A 17,297-nucleotide genomic window follows, 5' to 3' on the forward strand; every position below is an offset into this window, starting at 1 on the left:
CTCCTTTATTCGCACAGCAAAATGTTTACTCAATATCTTCATTAATATTGTTAAAACATATGCAACGCTAGTATATGAGCAGTGTTGCATATGAGAATTTTCACGTGCTTATTTGCGCTCATTACACAAACGTTTGCAATACGAACAATAATAGCAGGTTTTGCCGTAAAATCGCCAAAAATAGGGATTTTTTTCACATTTGATTTTTGCCTTCTTAAGTGGCGACATGCAAAAAATGACAACGTTTGACATTGTGGTTGCATGTAGTAAGATAAAAGTATTGGTTCGAGCGCGGCCGCTCGCACAGGCGCGTACTCAAGGAGGAGAAAGTGACGAATCATGATTAATATGAGTGGAAAAGCAATACGCAAATGGTGGGCGTTATTCGCTCTGCCAACGTTTGCTGCATTTGTAATTGGCTTCTTAGTGCCATTTGTAATGGGCGTGTATCTTAGCTTTACTAAGTTCCATACTGTTACTGACGGAAAGTTTGTTGGAATCCGCAATTATCGCAAGGCTTTGCGCGACCCACACTTCCTTCATTCGCTAGTATTTACAACAGCTTTTACGGTTGTAACAACAATTGTTATTAATGTTATTGCATTCGCAATCGCTTACATGCTTACAAAAAAGTTTAAAGGCTCCAACCTATTCCGTACGGTATTCTTTATGCCGAATTTGATTGGTGGCATTGTTCTGGGCTACGTTTGGCAGGTAGTGCTTAATGGCATCTTGGGCTACTTTGGCCGTGCTATTACGTATTCTGCAACGTACGGATTCTGGGGCATGGTTCTTTTGATATGCTGGCAGCAAATCGGCTACATGATGATTATTTACATTGCTGGCTTACAAGCGCTTCCAGGAGACGTTATTGAGGCAGCTGCCGTTGATGGTGCAAGCCCAACGCAGACGCTGTTTAAGATTACAATCCCGCTTATGATGCCGTCTATTACGGTTTGCACGTTCTTAACGGTTACAAACGGATTCAAGCTATTCGATCAGAACTTGGCGTTGACTAATGGTGCTCCTTCTAGAAAGTCGGAGATGCTTGCATTAAACATCTTCAACACATTCTATGGAAGACTCAATGGTGAAGGCGTCGGTCAGGCAAAGGCAGTTATATTCTTCATTATTGTTGCCGTTATTGCCTTGATTCAGAACAGGTTGACAACTTCTAAGGAGGTGGCAGCATGAACGAGAAGACTAAGCATCCTGCGCTTTGGACCACGCTTTTTGCTGTAGTGAGTTTGCTGTGGATTTTCCCAATCGCGTTAGTGTTTATGAACTCCTTTAAGTCAAAGGTGTATATTGCTAGCGAGCCATTTTCGCTTACTCCAAAGTCGTTTATTGGTTTTGATAACTACGTTCTTGGCATTAACCGCACGAATTTGTTGATGAGCTTCTGGTGGACAATTGTTGTAACGATTGGCGCTGTGGCTTTGATTCTGCTTTGCACTTCTATGTGTGCTTGGTGGATTGTGCGCGTAAACAATTGGGCTGCAAAGCTTCTTTACGTGTTGTTCTTGTTCAACATGATTGTGCCATTCCAGATGGTTATGTTCACGCTTTCCAACATCACTACAAAGCTTGGATTGAACACTCCTTGGGGCTTGTGGATAATCTACCTTGGATTCGGCGCAGGTTTGGCTGTGTTTATTTTCACAGGCGTTGTAAAGGGCATTCCTCAAGAGTTGGAAGAGTCTGCAATGATTGATGGCGCTTCTGTGCCACGCATATTCTTCCAGATTATTGTGCCGATTATGAGGCCTGCAATTATATCCGTTTCTATCTTGCAAACAATGTGGATTTGGAACGACTTCCTTCTTCCATACCTCACTTTGGATTTGAACAAGTACAAGACGGTTTCTATTGCAGTTCAATATTTGAAGGGCGGCTATGGCTCTGTTGAAATGGGTGCAATGATGGGCTGCCTGGTTATGGCAATTGTTCCAATAATAGTCTTCTACCTAATCTGCCAGAAGTACATAATTAAAGGTGTTATGGCAGGTGCGGTAAAGGGCTGAGGTTTTTTCTCCTTCGAATCTCGGCACGCATGATGGTGGTTGCAAGTGTTTGCAGCCACCATCATTTGTGTTTAAGCGTATCTTTGTGTTTAAGCGTATCTTATAGTGTATTGTTATTTTAGATTTGTTTAAGTTTGCTTAATTAGGCGGGAGTAGTTGTAATGATCTCTTTTGGAAGCCCTGATTCTAAGTTCGCTCAAGGAATGGAATCGTTTGCAGATGCGGTCTGGCTTACTGTTCTAATGATTATTACCAGCATTCCGCTTGTAACGGTTGGAGCGTCTATTACGGCCGCTCACGAGACAGCTAGACGTATTGAGCGTGGCGAGGCGCACACAACAGCAATCTACTTTAAGTCGTTTAAGAATAATTTTGTTAAGGCAACTATTATTTGGGCTATTTTAGGGCCACTTTTAGTTGTAATTATATGGTCTTGGATTTTTTTGCAACTTACTCCGCTTTTAATAATAAAGTTTGCGATTAGCATTTTGTGGATTCTTGTTGCGCAGTGGGTGTTTGCATTGCAAGCGCGCTTTGAAAACTCGATTGGCAGAACTCTTATTAATTCGCTGATTTTTGGCGTTAGCTACGCTAGCACAACGCTTATAATGTTTTTGCTTGATTGCGTATTCTTTGCGCTTTTGTACCTTTCGCTAAGGTATTTTTTGCAAGGATTACCGCTGTTGCTTTTGCTTGGGTGGGGGTCTTTAATTATGCTCCACACGCCGCTTTTGGAGCGCGTGTTTGCTAAGTACGTTGCGGCTAATACGCAGTGAGGCGAACATCGCCATAGATGCTCGCCTCACTTAGGACATCAAAAACATAGCGCGTAAGCCGTGTCTACAGGCGACCTACGCGCTATGCGAGAGAGAAAGAAGTTACTACATGAGTAACAATCAATATTTATTATACTCTTGATTCAAGTGTTTGCAAGTATTTTTAACCTTTCTTTTTACATTTTTTGGTGGTAATTTTACAGTTATTTGTGCTTGTTAGCTAATTTTTTCGCCTCGCATAATGGCGGCCATATTGAGTACGCGCTGAGACTTAAAAACGTCGTCTGTATGAACAACGTTTCCATCTTTATCTGCAAGAGGAATACGCCAATTTGGATACTCAGTACTGGTTCCAGGCTGATTTTGCGAACGCTTTTCGCCAACTGCGTCAACAAGCGCCACTTGCAAAAGCAAAGATGGGGAAGTGCGCATAATCGCGTGCATGGCCTCTACAATCTCTTGCACATGGTCTTCTACGTTTTCGGCAGCATCCTTGCTAATCCATCCGCCATCAAAAAGCATCTTCATCATGGCGTCTCGCTCCGCGCTAGCAGCCTTTTGGAAGCTTTCTACAGAATCGGTAAGCAAGTGAAGCTCTTCGCGAATCTTAACATGCTCGAATGCAAGATATCCTGCTGTAGGAGGCATGTCGTGAGTAGTAACAGATGCCAAAGCGTATTCGCGGTATGTAGAAGGATTTGCAAATATGATTTCCTTCTTTCCAGCCTTTTTAGCCGCTTTTTCGGCTTCGTCATTGTGTGTAAACCATTCAACAACAGTTCCAAGAATGCCGTGCGAAGCAAGCACCTTGGAAACGTACGCTGGAACAGTGCCAAGGTCTTCGCCAATCACCAATCCGCCTGCGCGAGTGGCCTCAATACTAAGAACTGCAAGCATTGCGTCCACATTGTAGTAAACGTAAGCGCCGTTCTTTGCGCCCTGGCCTTGCGGAATCCACCACAAGCGGAAAAGCCCAAGAACGTGGTCAATGCGAACTGCGCCAGCATGCAAGAACACGTTGTGAACCATGTCTCGGTAGGCAATATAGCCAGTCTCGTCTAAGTAATTAGGATCAAATGGCGGCTGACCCCAATCCTGGCCCTGCTGGTTGTAGAAGTCTGGAGGCGCGCCAACGCTAACTCCGTTAGCAAAGCGCTCTGGGCTCCACCACACGTCTGCGCCGTATCCGTGTACGCCAACAGCCATGTCTTGCATAAGTCCAATCGCCATTCCTGCAGCCTTAGCTTCGGCGTGAGCAGCAGCAACTTGTTCATCTGCAATCCATTGCAGCCAGCGGTGGAACTCAAGCAAATCAGCATGATCTCGTCTAAGCATGTCTATTTGAGGAGTGCCTTTGCCAGTTGTATCAAACCAAAGATTATCTCCCCAAGGAGCACCCCAAACTTCAAAAGCTACGCACCAAGTAGCAAAAGCGTCTAAGTCTTCTCCAGAGCGCGCCTTAAAGTCTGCAAAATCCTGCTCGCGCTCGGCGCTTCTAGGCTGCTTAAAAATAATCTTTAAGGCTGGAAGTTTTGCGTTCCACGCGGCATTAATGTCCATTGGATGTGGATTGTTATTAAGCGCTTCCACGCCCTCGTGCAAAATCTCCACCTCTTTGCGCTGGCTATCGCTAAGCTGCGCGTACTCTGGAATATCTTGCGGACGAATGTATGTAACGTTTAAGAACCTGCGCGATTCTGGCAAGTACGGCGAAGGCTCCAAAGGTGCCACTGGCGCGCACGCATGAATCGGGTTTATAAGCATAAAGTCGGCTTTTCCAATGTTTCCTGCGTCTTTAAGCAGTCTGCGCAAATCGCCATAATCGCCAACGCCCCAAGATTCCTTTGAGCGCACGGAATAAAGCTGAGTCATGTATCCCCAACGATGCCGTTCTTGAACGCTTTGCGGAAGTGGTATTTTTGCTGGTGCGCAAATCAAAGTTGATTGCGCGTGTGCAACAGTTTTGCCATTTTTATCTTCGACTTTTGCAAGAAGAGTGTGGTAGCCCATTGGCAAGTCTTGCGGAAGTTCAAGAGTTAATCCGTCTTCTTCGCTTGTTTCAAAGTTGTTAAGAGGCTCTTCGTATTCCGACCCATCTTCTAGCGTAAGCGTTATATGTATTTTTTCTGGGCTGCTTGTGGCTTCTTCAGCATGAATAGGAACAATCGTTTTTGCGCCAATAAAGCACACCACGGTTGGCGGCAGCAGCTCGCTATCGCGCTTTTCTTGAACGCGTTTTAGTGAGTTTTCAATGTTTTCGCTTGTGGTTGCAGGGTAGCCCAGCGCGTCTAGAACGCCTACAAGCGCTTCGTCTGTAATTTCCGTATAGTCGCCTAGTTGGTCTATGTAGAAAGTTGCAACTCCGCATGCTTTTGCAAGTTTAACTAGTGGGCGAGCAAGCCTTTCTGCGCTTTCTTCTACGGGCACAGTCGTGGCAGCCTTTGTTTTGCCATTAGTTGTGCCATTGTCTGTTGTGCTCATGATGCTCCTTTGTTAATCGTGGCACATGTACGAGCATCGAATTGATTGCAAACGATGCTAAAGGGTGCGATTCTCAACACATCACTGGATTGAGGCACGCTCTAGCTAACCATTATATTAAGTATTGATATCGTTTGCAATATTGGCGATTTTTGTGGTGACTTATGTGACTTTAGGGTAATTTGTGTGACTTGAGTATGCAAAAACCGCAGAAAGCTAAATGCCAACTGCGGTTTTGTTATTTGCGATTATTCGCGCATGTTTGCTGCTAGTTGCTACTTACTTGCGACGGATTCGCATAAAGTGCCAACCAGCGCCGATTGCTGCGATTCCAGCAGTGATGCTGCCAGCAACAGCTGCGATTAGCGTTGTGTTGTTGCCAGCGGCGTGCTCGCCGTTGTTTGCGCCAGATGCCTGAGCGCTCTTATCGCTGCTCTTTGCGTCTTCGCTCTTGGAGTCTTCGTTCTTGGAGTCTTCGTTCTTGGAGTCTTCGTTCTTGGAGTCTTCGTTCTTGGAGTCTTCGGATTCCTTCTGATTTTCATCTTTTGCGGAATCGTTAGATGTGTTCTTGGACTCTTCGCTCTTTGTTGCGCTTGCGGAGCTTGCTGTAGGAGCAGCGGCAGTAGCAGCAGATGCAGGTGCTGCAGGGGCTGCAGCACGAGGCGTGCGTGCAGGAGTTTCTGCGGTTGCTTGCGACTTATCGGTAGCGTTTTCTACGAGTTTTTCTGCAGCTTTTGCGGTATGCGCAGGCTCCGTTTGATTTGCTGGAGCAGCACTGTGCTTAGGGGCAGACTGTGGTGCTGGCTCTTGTGGCGCACTTGGTGCAGCGTTGTTCTGTGGCGCATTCTGCGGAGTGCTTGGAACTGGAGCAGAAGGAGATGCATCCATAGATCCTACACCTGGAACAACACTCAAATTGCCACCATTTTGCTTAGCGGTGCTTCCTGCAAAGCTTCCTTGAGAAGAGCTACTGCCATTTTGCACTTTGTTTTCTGGCTGCGCATCCTGTGGTTTTGAAGCCGCTGGAGGCACTGGAGCAGGAGCTGGAGCGTTCTGCTGGTTCTGCATTGGTGGAACTTGTTCTTGTGGAGCATTTGCATCAGGCTCGTCGGCAGATGGGAGACCAGAGCTAAGCGCTTCCTCTGCATTCTTAGCAGCTGCAGCAAGCAATTTTTTGCGCTTGTTAAGGTTGATAGTGGCAGTCCCTAAGTCTTGCAGATTTGCAGTGAGTCTTCCTTGTACTATTGTAAATGGAGTTTCTGAAGTTCCGTATTGGCCAAAATTATTTGGATACTTATTTCTAAGATCTGTAAGAATATCACTAACAGTATTACTCATTTCTGAGATTTTACCTGTTGCTTCATCAACCTTAGATTCTGCATTTTGGATTTTTTTCTGAGCTTCAGCAACTTTTTTAGATGCATTCATTATTCCATCCATAACGTTTGAAGCGTCTTTAGTTGCTCTTTCTAAATCTTGTCTTGATGCATCTAGCTCTTTTTGAGCTGCATTCTTATCTTCTGCATTCTCAAGATCTTTCGTTTTATCTAATACAGCTTGCTTAGCCTTTTCTATGTCCTTTACTGATTGAGGTTTCTTTTCTAATTCAGCATTTAAGTTTTTGATAGCTTCATCGGCTTCTGCGTTGGCTTTCGTTACTTCTTCATTTATTGAATCATATATATTTTGTGCTTCAATCATAGATTTGTTTGCTTCAGCAAGCTTATCTACTGCCTCTTTAGGCGGTGTTGTAGAAGCCTTGCCACCAGCTTGCGCACCAGTGTTGCCTTTGGAGCCCTTATTTTCTTTTTGCTGATCTTCTTTCTTCTCAGAAGAGTCGCCTTGTGCGCTTGCGCTAGGGTCGGAGTTTACTTGGACAGTGCCGTCTTGGCTGGCCTGAGGCTGATTAGCCTTAGAATCTTGATTAGGTACGGCGTTTTTGCCTTCTGCACCATCTGCTTGACCACCAGCAGCAGTCGCGCCAGTCGCAGCGCCAGCAGTACCAGCAGTACCAGCAACACCAGGAGCTTGATTCTTTCCAGAAGCATCAGCATCGCCAGCAGCGCCTTTCGGATCAATAGTAACAGGTTCACTCACGCGGCTAAAGTCTTCGCCAGCTTGTGCAACAGAAGAAACTGGAGCTGCTGTGGTTTGCACATCTTGCGTCAAGGTTGTAGTCGCGGGGGCTGCGTTGGCAGCGTTTGCAATGCTTATGCTTCCAATAAGAGCCAAAGAGCTAGCGCCTAAAGAGATGGCGGCTGCAATCTTAGCGTTCATATTTACCTCATTCTTCAAATCATTTAGGTTTGGGGGGTGGGGATATTTGTTTAATTATCAAGTTGTAAGATCAAAGCGCTAACTGTTTATTAAGTTTTGCGTCTCTGTCTTGTTACTGAACTTTCTCCTCTCCGCCATTGCGAACATACGCAAGGGGGGTATAAAGTCTAAAAATGATTCTAGCAGAACAGCAGGAATAATTCGCTCACTTTGGCAATTTATAAGGAACAATTAAGGAAATTACAAGGTTCTGCCTTGAAATATTAGTATTTGACTCAGTATTTGACTCAGTATTAAAAAATATAATATTCAACTATAATCCAAAAATAATAAAAAAATAATCCCGACTTTGTTTCCAAATCACAAGAATAAGGGAACAAAATCGGGATAAATTGCGATTTACGCGCGCTCAAGAACTCGAGCAATCAAGCGCGCTTGTTGCTTAACACAACAAAAGTACGCGGCGGAATATGAACGGCGCGCTGATCGCCATTATCATCGCAAAGCATTGCCGCGCGGCTGCCAGAAGCACTGCCGATCCACCTATCAAAGTACTCGCTGGAATCCAGCACGAATCTCCATTCGTTACCGCTTGCACAAGACGCAGGCAAGTCAACTGTTGCGCGAGCATCCTTCATAGGATTAGCGCACACAATCAAGTCGTTCCCGATTTGCTCCGCAAGAATGGCGTTATCGGATGCATTAAGACGAGTGTGCTGAGCATCGTAAAACTCAGCATTCTTAGCGCGAAGTTTTATAAGCGCGCTATACCAGTCTACAAGCGGCTGGAATCGCTTAGCTCTAGACCAATCAAGCTGGTTCATAGCAACTCCGCGATTATAGGAATTATCGCAACCGTGCTTAGTTCGGCCAAACTCTTCGCCGCCAAGCATAAATGGCATTCCAGCAGAGCACAAAATTATGCCAGCGCTAAGAATATTAGCGCTGAAGATGTCTGCAACGCTGTTTGGATCGCTTGCGTCAAAATCGCAGTTAGACGCGTTATCGCGCATAGAAATGCACAGCTTATCCCACAAAGTCAAATCGTCGTGAGCAGAAACGTACTGCACAATCTGACCAACACTCTTGCCAGCACAAGGCATACCACGCCAGCCATTAAACGCGTTACGAACAGGATCCGCCGTCCAGAACTCATTGCCGTTTACATAGCCGCGGTCGCGATGATCCATAACGTTGCCCTTAAGCGTGTCTCTAGACTCGTCGCTAAACCAGCCGATTCTAGAATCAAGGAAGCCGCGCCCAGCTTTATCTCCCATAGGGCAATCATCGGCTACAGCTGCAGCAGCCGCACCCCACGGCTCGCCATACATAAGAATATCTTTGCCGCCATCGAGCTTATCTAGTTCGGCACGAATCATGTTCAAAGTTTGCGCATCCGCTAAGCCCATAAGGTCAAACCTAAAACCATCCACATGGTAGCAGCGCGCCCAATGCAAAATAGACTCAATCATAAAACGCCTAAACATTGGATGATCGGAAGCCATTTCGTTGCCGCAGCCTGATCCGTTTGCAAATCCGCCATCTTCTTTACGCCTGCAAAAATAGCCAGGAGCAACGCTTTCAAACGCATTTGATGCTGCTTCAAACATGTGATTATAAACAACATCCATCACTACGCGCATGCCATTCTTGTGCAAAGCACCAATCATTGCCTTGCACTCGCGGATTCTTGCCGTTCCGTCGTACGGATTGCTGGAGTATGCGCCTTCTGGCACATTGTACGCGTGAGGGTCGTAGCCCCAATTGTAAAGCGAATCAACACTTTTGCCATCTTTGCGTGCAGACGAAATCGCAACCTCATCCACAGTTGCAAAATCGTAGATTGGCATTAGTTGAACGTGAGTTACGCCAAGTTTTTTAAGATAGTCGATTCCAGTAGGGAAGTTGATATCCGCATCTAAAGTCGTATGCGAATCTGTAAAAGCAAGATACTGACCGCGGTGTTCTGGCTTAAATCCGCCATTTTTATTGCTGCTAAAGTCTTCAACGTGCATCTCCCACACAACAGTTGCATGGCGCACAAATTCTGGCGATTTGTCTTTGTGCCACCCAGCAGGAGCCACGCGATCTTCGTCAATAACAAGGCTGCGCTCGCCATTTACACCGCTAGCAATGCCCCACGGGTCGCTTGTGCGATTCACTTTTCCATCTGCAAAAGTAACAAGAAAGTCGTAGTAAACGCCATCTAGCCTTTGCATTATTGACGTTCTCCATGCTCCGTCGCGCAGTGGCTTCAAATCGCGCGTTTTGAAAGGTTCACTGTTGTTTCCTGTTTCAAAAAGTCGCAGTGTTACGCACGATGCTGTTGGCGCCCAAAGCGTAAAAGTGGTCGATTTTTCGTTAAGCGAGAATCCGAGCTGCCCCGAATAAACTGGCCATTGTGTTGAAGGTGGGAACGTCATGAATATATCCTTTTGTATTTTATTAAATTATTTAGCATAAAATACGAAGGCCGAAACGCTTTTAACGCTCGGCCCCCATATTTCACCAAACTCTACAATTAATGCAGAGCTTACTATCCCTTAACAGAGCCAGACATCGACTCTTCGTAGAATCGTTGCATAACAATGAACAGGATTGCGATTGGAATGGAAACGCACACAGCTCCAGCGGAGAATCGTGCGAACCAGTGATTAATGTATTCCTTTTGTAGCATTTGCCACAATCCAACAGCAACAGTGTAGTTATCTGCAGTTCTAGCGATAGTCTTAACCAAAACGAAGTCAACCCATGGGCCCAAGAAGCTAGTAATAGCCTGGAACACAATCATAGGCTTGCATATTGGAAGAATAATCTTATAGAATACTTGCCAAGTCGTGCATCCATCCAAGTAGGCGGCCTCGTCCAAAGACTTTGGAATCGTATCCATGTAGCCCTTCATAACGTAGAAGCCCATGCCGCTACCAGCAGAGTAGACGATAATCAAGGAGATTAAAACCACTCCGCCGTTTGTTAAGCCGAATGCCTTCAAAATGAAGTAGATAGCGATAACGGCCATGATGGATGGGAACATACCGAGGATTAATGCAATATTCATGAATGTCTTGCGTCCGCGGAAGCGTAAGCGAGACATGCAGAACGCTACTACAAGCACGAAGAACAGAGAGATAATGCACACGAAAATAGACACAATCAAAGTGTTTAAGAACATTCGTGGGAAATCAAATGTTTCGCGCTGAGTGAACAACTGAATATAGTTATTAAACGAGTATTCGGTAGGGAAGAACGTAGTCTGATATGGAGCCGTGTTCTTGTTGAAACTTTCCAAGAATATCCATGCAATTGGGGTGAGCCAAACAATAGACATAAGAATCAAGAACACGTGTGCAGCAACGTCTCCGAATATGCGACGAACTCGTTGATCGCGCCAGAATGGAACGCTACGTACACTATGTACTACTTGCTCTTTTTTCTTAGAAGTAGATTGCATAACTTTATCTTTATTACTCACCGGAATCCCTCCTCATTCTTGTAGGAGCCAGAGTTGCGATATGTAAGCAGTGCTACAACAGCGAGCACGATGAATGTCATAATGCCAATCACGGCGCCCATGCTGTAATCGCTCTTATCAACAGTCAACTTGTACAGCCAGGTGATGAGCAAATCAGTCTTACCTGCCGAAGATGTGAGCGACGATGGGTCGCCGCCAGACAAGAGGTAAATAACGTTGAAGTTGTTAACATTGCCAGTGAACGTTGTAATCAAGTATGGCGTCATAACAAAGAAGATGTATGGCATAGTAACGTTCATAAAGCGCTGCCACCAGCTTGCACCGTCAAGTTCTGCAGCCTCATAAAGTTCTGCTGGAACGTTTTGCAAAATACCAGTGATTTGCATGATTGTGTAAGGAATACCAACCCAAAGGTTGATTATAATAACGGTAACCCTTGCCCAAGTAGCATCCTGGAAGAATGGTAGTGGGGAATGAATCCAGCCCGAAGCAATAAGAAGACGGTTAATGGCGCCTTCGCGCTGAAGCATGCTGTGCATAACAAGCAAAGATACGAACTGTGGAACGGCAACTGTCAACGAGAAGCAGGTACGCCACAAACCCTTAAATCGGGTTGTGCGCCTGTTAATAATCATTGCCATAAACATGCCGAAGAAGAAGTTCAAGAACGTAGCGAAGAAGGCCCAAACAAGGGTCCAAATCAAAACATCCACAAAGACCTTAGCGTTAATCAAGCTGTTTGAGTTGCCAATATCAAAGAAGTTCTGTAAACCAACCCAGCTGAACAGAGGAACGTGATTGCTGTCGTAGTTGGTAAATGCCATAGAAATCATAAAGAGTAATGGCAAAATCGTAAACAGAACAATGCCGATTGTTGGTAAAGTCATAAAACCAACATGCGCATTTTGATCGAGAAGAGACTTTAAATCTTCGTAGAAGTTAACAGGTTTTTTGCCTTTTGCAACGGCGCTTTGTGCCTTATACGAGCTACGCAAAGATAACGTAGCCAAGAAAATTAGTACGGCAATAGCAGCAAGAGACATAACGCAGTAAAGAAGAATCTCTACGGAGTTGTCGCCTTGGGTGTAGTGCCAGAAGCCGTTAATCTTAACCTTGCCAGCCTTATGAGTGCCTAAAGTTAGGATTTTTGGCAAGTATTCGACACCAGTGGTAGATAAGAAGGCGATTACAGCTATTTCAGTTACTAAGAAAATAACGCCTTTTGTAAACTGGCGGCGTACTAAATTACCGAAGCCGAAAATAATAAGAGAAACCCAAGAGAAGACATCAGCATTTTTTGCTGCTTCTTGCAATGAGTATGGAGACGGTGCAAAACGTTCGGAAGTCGGCGTGCTCCGACGCTTGAATCGTTTCATGGATGCTGTGCCAGTCATGACATGCCCTTCCTATAAACAATGAGTGTGTTTTGAGGAGGAATAAAACGCCCCGCCCCTATTCACATTAGTGTGGGGAGCGGGGCGTTTTACTTTTACGCAAGATTTGTATTACTTGCGTTTTTAGATATTTTTACTAGACGAGAAGCTTACTTCTTGAGGGCTTCGTCGAAGCTCTTCTGGAAGTCTGCAGTCTTTGCTGCAGCGTTGCTTTCGTTGATTTCCTTGTTAGCAAGAGCGGAACCGAAGTTCTTGGATGGATCCCAGTATGCGCTCATCTCAGGAATGTTTGGCTGAACAACAGAAGTCTTAGCAATGGTCTCCATCTGTGCGGTGGCGCCTGCATCATCCTTGACTACGTCAGCAAGGGACTTGTCGGAAGGAATTACGCTCTGAAGCTCGTAAGCCTTCTTCTGGGATTCCTTAGAACCAAGGAATGCAGCGAACTTAGCAGCCATCTCTGGAGCCTTGGAGTTAGGGTTGTAAGCAACAGCCTTGGAACCGACGAAGGACTTCATCTGAAGCTCGCCTGCTTCGGTTGTGAACTTAGGCAAAGCTGCAGCAGCGTAGTTGTCGCCCAAAGCCTTCTTAACGTCTGCTTCATCCCAAGAGCCAGAGAAGTAAGCGTCAACAGTGCCGTCCTTGATGCCAGCCAAGCCAGCGCCATTTCCATCCATTACGAAGTTCTTGTTCTGAATGAACTTGGTAATGTACTTGGTAACAGCAGCTGCCTTATCGCCAAGCTTGATTCCAGCCTTGGCATCCATGCCGCTATCGCCGAAGAACTTGAGGTTTCCATCCAGGTAGAAGCCAGCGAGGTACCAGCCGCCACCGATGTCGAATGCAACCTTGCCCTTTTCGAGCATCTTGTCGAGGGACTTAACGTCATCCTTAGAGAACTTGGACTTGTTGTAGTACATGAACCAAGTGTTGCTGGTGTATGGAACACCGTACATCTTGCCGTCTTGAGCAGTAACGGACTTAATCAAAGCGTCCTCGTTCTGCTCCTTAACCTGCTTTACAGCGTCATCGCTCAACTCGCCGATTGCGCCAGCCTTTACCAATTCACCAATCTGATCGTTAGGGAACAGATAAACATCGGCAGCGGCCTTAGCGTCCTGCTTTACTGTTGTTGCTGCATCTGGAGGGGCAACTACAGAATTCTTAAAAGTAACTTCTGGGTGATCCTTTTGGAAGGCTTTCTCCATTGTCTGAATCCAGCCGCCAGCTTTTTGATCTTCGGAAGCAGACCATACGGTGAGCTTTACTGGGTTTGACTTGCTGCTGGAGCCAGCGTTGGTGCTAGAACCGCATGCAGCAAATCCAAACATAGTGGCGATTGCGAGGCCTGCGCCCAGCACTTTCTTCATATTCGTCATCCTTGACCTCCTATATCATGCCAGCTTGGCATGTTCTTTGGTGGCATAGTAACAAATTTCATGTGGCGCAACTTCGACGTTTTTCTGCGTTTTTGCAGCGTCACATTTATTGTTGAAATCTGTTTATAAGCAATGTGTAGTATACACGTATATATTGTAGTTGGCAAATCATGTTGCGCGCTATTGGAAAAATTTCCACCAAAGTCGGTTATTCTTGATAAGAAGTTGTATTTTATTTTGTAAATCAGTAAATTTATCGGAATTTTATTATTGATTGTTTGACGCGAAGACAGGTCATGTCGCTCGCGCGGCGAAGACGTTCGCGCGCTTAGACCGCGTGCGAGTCGACGATTTCGAGCTGCATAATGCGCGAGAAATCACCTCGACTCGCTGAGCCGCTTAGCGTAGAAGCACGGTGTGCTTCTACGGCGGCGAAGACGTGAGCGCAGCTAATCTGCGCGAACGACAACCTGCCTTCGCGCTACGCTTTAAGCACTCAGGCAGGTCGTCGCGCCCGAGAATGTACGTGATTTAGGTCAAATCTGGTACAAAATGCGGAAACAAAAGCAAGAATGTTAATAGTAAAATAAAAGATAAGTCACGCCAACAAAACCAACAAAACGGGGGAAATATGCAAAACGAACATGCGCAATGGCTGCGCGACGCCGTATTCTACGAAATCTACCCACAAAGCTTCTACGATTCAAACGGCGACGGAATCGGCGACATTCCAGGCATAATCGAAAAACTCGACTACGTAAAATCGCTTGGTTGCAACGCAATCTGGCTAAATCCTTGCTACGATTCGCCATTTAAGGATGCAGGCTACGACGTGCGCGACTACAAAAAAGTGGCAGCGCGCTACGGCACAAACGAGGATTTGCAACGTCTTTTTAGCGAAGCGCACAATCGCGGAATGCACATTTTGCTAGACCTTGTTCCAGGGCACACAAGCGAAGAGCACGAGTGGTTTAAGCAAAGCTCGCGCGCGCAAGAAAACGAGTTTAGCAAGCGATATATTTGGACAGACAGCGCGTTTAGTGGCTATTCCATGCCGTTTATTGGCGGCGAAAGCGAGCGAGATGCCACGTATATTCTTAACTTCTTTAAATGCCAGCCAGCGCTAAATTACGGCTTTGCGCAAAGGGATCGCGCGTGGCAATCCGCGCCAGATTCCGCGGAGGCGGCTCAAACGCGCGCTGCGATGGTTGATGTTATGCGATTTTGGCTTGCGCTCGGCGCGGACGGATTCCGCGTAGACATGGCGGATTCGCTTGTAAAAAACGACGACAACAATGGCGAGGGAAGCCTTGGCAAAGACAACACGATTCGCGCATGGCAAGAGATGCTGGGCGCTGTAAAGGCCGAGTATCCGCAGGCTGCTTTTGTTTCGGAGTGGGGCAGGCCGCGTCAGGCGCTGGCTGCTGGATTCGACATGGACTTCTATTTGAATTGGCGCTGGGATGGGAATCCTAACGGTTACGCGCGCTTGGCTCGCGATGTGGATAATGCGCTAGATAGCAATCCCGAGCACGACCACAGCTACTTTAATGCGCGCGGCGGCGGCAGCATTTGCCCATTCTTAGACGATTATTGCCCGCAGTATGAGGCCACTTGCAACGAGGGCTACTTTAGCTTTATAACGTGCAATCACGATACTCCGCGCCTGGCTCCGCGATTAAGCGAGCGCGAAAGGCGGATTGCGTTTGGCATGATTCTTACAATGCCAGGCGTGCCGTTTGTGTATTACGGCGACGAAATCGGCATGAAATACCGCGATATTCCTACAAAAGAGGGCGGTTATGCGCGCACGGGCACGCGTACGCCAATGCAGTGGGATGATTCTAAGAATTTTGGATTCTCCACGGCCGCAAAGTCGAAGTTGTATTTGCCTGTTGAAGCGCACGCGGATGGAAGGACTTGCGCAAACTCGCGCAAGCAGGCCGTGCAAAGTGGCGAAATTACAACGGTTTTGAGGCAGGAGCAGGATGGCGATTCGCTGCTTAACTGGGTGCGTGCGTTGATTGCTTTGCGTCACGAGTGCGCGGCGCTGCACGCGGATGCCACTTGGCGAGTGTTGCACGCGCCTGTGGATGGTCGCAGTTTTGCGTACGAGCGATGCGCGGCTGGGTCGGATGGGTCGGCTGGGTCTAATGGCGAATCCTCTACAGAACGAATCATTGTTGTTATGAATCCTGGATTAAACGAGGAGACGATTGCGCTTAGTGCGCTTGCAGGGCTTACGCCAGAGGCGATTTTGCAGCCGCGGCTTTCGATTGGGGCGGTTGCTTGCGATTCTTCCGCGCTTAAACTCGGCGGGCAATCCTTTGCCCTGTTTGTTTTATAATCCGTTTCATCGTTTGTTGTTGTACAATCGCACTACATAAACACGCGAAACTGTAGTGTGTTTGTACCGAATTTCAGCGTTTTTTAATACAAACGCACTACATAAACGCACAAAACTGTAGTGTGTTTGTATTTGATTTTGGTGTTTTTTGATACAAACGCACTACATAGATTTCGTGCCACATAGATTTAAGTTAGGGTTTGATACAATTGCAATGATTATGCAATGATTATGCAATGATGGCAAAAGCTATACGCACTCAACGTTATACGCACTTAACGCAACGAGTGCGAGCAAGAGGTGAATTATGGACGCGCTAAAACCAAAGATCCGCGCAGACAAGAACATAAAAATGGGGATTACGCTCAAAAAGTTCAAGCTGCTCGGCGCTGTAATGATGATGCTCAGCGCGTTCGGTACAACCGTGATTCCGCACCTTTTTGGCGGTCTTTCCAACTCCAACATGTGGAGCCTCACGGCTGCCGTAGTGTGCGAAGTTGTAAGCTGGTCGGCTCTGCCGTGGTACGCGTGGCTGCTTGTTCGCGGATATCAAAACACGCATAACCTCAACCTTTACACGCTCCGACTTCTTGCGCTTGCGCTTATTTGCGAGGTTCCGTACGACTTTACAACCTTTGGCTGCGCTTTCGATATGCGCTCGCAAAACCCAGTGTTTGGGCTTGTTATTGCGCTTTTTGTGCTTTCGGGAATCGACATGGTTCGCGCGCGTTTTAAGGGCGCTCAAAAAGTGGCGTCAATCGCAGTGATCCTGGTTGCAGGAATATTGTGGAATCTTTTCGGCAAAGTCGGCTTTAGGCAGAATATTTTTTGGGGCGGAGCTTTACTTTTAGGATTTGTTCTTATCTTTAGGTTCCTAGAAAACCACGAGATTCGCATGGAGCTGATTGCTGGCGCTTTCGGTGCTATGTCGCTTTTGGCGCCAGGAGTTGGCGTGGCTGTGCTGCACTATCGCAGTCCGTACGGCGACGGCCCTAAGCAAACTAAGCAATTCCGCTGGCTTATGTATGCGTGGTATCCGCTTATGCTTGTAATCGCAAGCGTGTTCACGATTCTGCTTTAGGAGCTATCTTAAGCCTTTGGCTTTAAGTCTTTAGTTTTTAGTCCCTATATATATGTTTTAATTTTT

11 protein-coding genes are annotated in these 17,297 nt (G+C 46.4%); 5 read left to right on the forward strand and 6 right to left on the reverse strand.

Translation table 11 applies throughout. The features are described from left to right. Positions 1–339 precede the first annotated feature (339 nt). The 3 genes from MAF46_RS05760 to MAF46_RS05770 all read left to right on the forward strand — a co-directional run bounded on the left by MAF46_RS05760 (position 340) and on the right by MAF46_RS05770 (position 2,800). On the forward strand, positions 340–1,194 hold the full coding sequence (locus MAF46_RS05760) for a carbohydrate ABC transporter permease (RefSeq protein WP_004131357.1): 855 nt from the start codon (positions 340–342) through the stop codon (positions 1,192–1,194). Beyond that, a complete protein-coding gene (locus MAF46_RS05765) occupies positions 1,191–2,024 on the forward strand; it encodes a carbohydrate ABC transporter permease (RefSeq protein ID WP_004131359.1) in 834 nt (277 codons plus the stop codon). The genes MAF46_RS05760 and MAF46_RS05765 overlap by 4 nt, the downstream gene beginning before the upstream one ends. A gap of 161 nt (positions 2,025–2,185) precedes the next feature. Beyond that, positions 2,186–2,800 (forward strand): DUF624 domain-containing protein, encoded by a 615-nt coding sequence (locus tag MAF46_RS05770; protein ID WP_004131361.1) that lies wholly within the window; start codon positions 2,186–2,188, stop codon positions 2,798–2,800. Between the two features lie 216 nt (positions 2,801–3,016). Here MAF46_RS05770 and malQ read toward each other — a convergent pair whose 3' ends face one another. The 6 genes from malQ to MAF46_RS05800 all read right to left on the reverse strand — a co-directional run bounded on the left by malQ (position 3,017) and on the right by MAF46_RS05800 (position 13,803). Next, positions 3,017–5,281 (reverse strand): 4-alpha-glucanotransferase, encoded by a 2,265-nt coding sequence (malQ, locus tag MAF46_RS05775; RefSeq protein ID WP_060785712.1) that lies wholly within the window; start codon positions 5,279–5,281, stop codon positions 3,017–3,019. A 279-nt stretch (positions 5,282–5,560) separates the two neighbouring features. After that, on the reverse strand, positions 5,561–7,558 hold the full coding sequence (locus tag MAF46_RS05780; protein ID WP_275883747.1) for a hypothetical protein: 1,998 nt from the start codon (positions 7,556–7,558) through the stop codon (positions 5,561–5,563). Positions 7,559–7,983: 425 nt separating this feature from the next. Then, a complete protein-coding gene (pulA, locus tag MAF46_RS05785) occupies positions 7,984–9,981 on the reverse strand; it encodes a type I pullulanase (RefSeq protein WP_060785714.1) in 1,998 nt (665 codons plus the stop codon). Between the two features lie 113 nt (positions 9,982–10,094). Beyond that, a complete protein-coding gene (locus MAF46_RS05790; RefSeq protein WP_060785715.1) occupies positions 10,095–11,030 on the reverse strand; it encodes a sugar ABC transporter permease in 936 nt (311 codons plus the stop codon). Next, the gene (locus MAF46_RS05795) at positions 11,027–12,424 is read right to left on the reverse strand and encodes a carbohydrate ABC transporter permease (protein WP_060785716.1); all 1,398 of its coding nucleotides are present in this window, start codon (positions 12,422–12,424) and stop codon (positions 11,027–11,029) included. Before MAF46_RS05795 ends, MAF46_RS05790 begins: the two co-directional genes overlap by 4 nt. A 149-nt stretch (positions 12,425–12,573) precedes the next feature. Beyond that, positions 12,574–13,803 carry an extracellular solute-binding protein gene (locus MAF46_RS05800; protein WP_060785717.1) on the reverse strand — a complete coding sequence of 410 codons (1,230 nt, stop codon included), beginning with the start codon at positions 13,801–13,803 and terminating at the stop codon, positions 12,574–12,576. A gap of 631 nt (positions 13,804–14,434) precedes the next feature. Here MAF46_RS05800 and MAF46_RS05805 point away from each other — a divergent pair. Next, positions 14,435–16,150 (forward strand): alpha-amylase family glycosyl hydrolase, encoded by a 1,716-nt coding sequence (locus tag MAF46_RS05805; protein WP_060785718.1) that lies wholly within the window; start codon positions 14,435–14,437, stop codon positions 16,148–16,150. Positions 16,151–16,457: 307 nt separating this feature from the next. Continuing rightward, complete coding sequence (locus MAF46_RS05810; protein WP_060785719.1) at positions 16,458–17,231, forward strand: TraX family protein; 774 nt, start codon at positions 16,458–16,460, stop codon at positions 17,229–17,231. Positions 17,232–17,297: the final 66 nt, after the last annotated feature.

It is taken from the genome of Gardnerella pickettii (assembly GCF_029226345.1).
Taxonomy (GTDB): Bacteria; Actinomycetota; Actinomycetes; order Actinomycetales; family Bifidobacteriaceae; genus Bifidobacterium; species Bifidobacterium piotii.

Bases quoted from the DNA above. Each gene is read 5' to 3' on its own strand.
- MAF46_RS05810 (WP_060785719.1), top strand. From the start codon at position 16,458: ATGGACGCGCTAAAACCAAAGATCCGCGCAGACAAGAACATAAAAATG.
- MAF46_RS05795 (WP_060785716.1), bottom strand. From the start codon at position 12,424: ATGACTGGCACAGCATCCATGAAACGATTCAAGCGTCGGAGCACGCCG.
- MAF46_RS05765 (WP_004131359.1), top strand. From the start codon at position 1,191: ATGAACGAGAAGACTAAGCATCCTGCGCTTTGGACCACGCTTTTTGCT.
- malQ (WP_060785712.1), bottom strand. From the start codon at position 5,281: ATGAGCACAACAGACAATGGCACAACTAATGGCAAAACAAAGGCTGCC.
- MAF46_RS05770 (WP_004131361.1), top strand. From the start codon at position 2,186: ATGATCTCTTTTGGAAGCCCTGATTCTAAGTTCGCTCAAGGAATGGAA.
- MAF46_RS05805 (WP_060785718.1), top strand. From the start codon at position 14,435: ATGCAAAACGAACATGCGCAATGGCTGCGCGACGCCGTATTCTACGAA.
- MAF46_RS05760 (WP_004131357.1), top strand. From the start codon at position 340: ATGATTAATATGAGTGGAAAAGCAATACGCAAATGGTGGGCGTTATTC.
- pulA (WP_060785714.1), bottom strand. From the start codon at position 9,981: ATGACGTTCCCACCTTCAACACAATGGCCAGTTTATTCGGGGCAGCTC.
- MAF46_RS05800 (WP_060785717.1), bottom strand. From the start codon at position 13,803: ATGACGAATATGAAGAAAGTGCTGGGCGCAGGCCTCGCAATCGCCACT.
- MAF46_RS05780 (WP_275883747.1), bottom strand. From the start codon at position 7,558: ATGAACGCTAAGATTGCAGCCGCCATCTCTTTAGGCGCTAGCTCTTTG.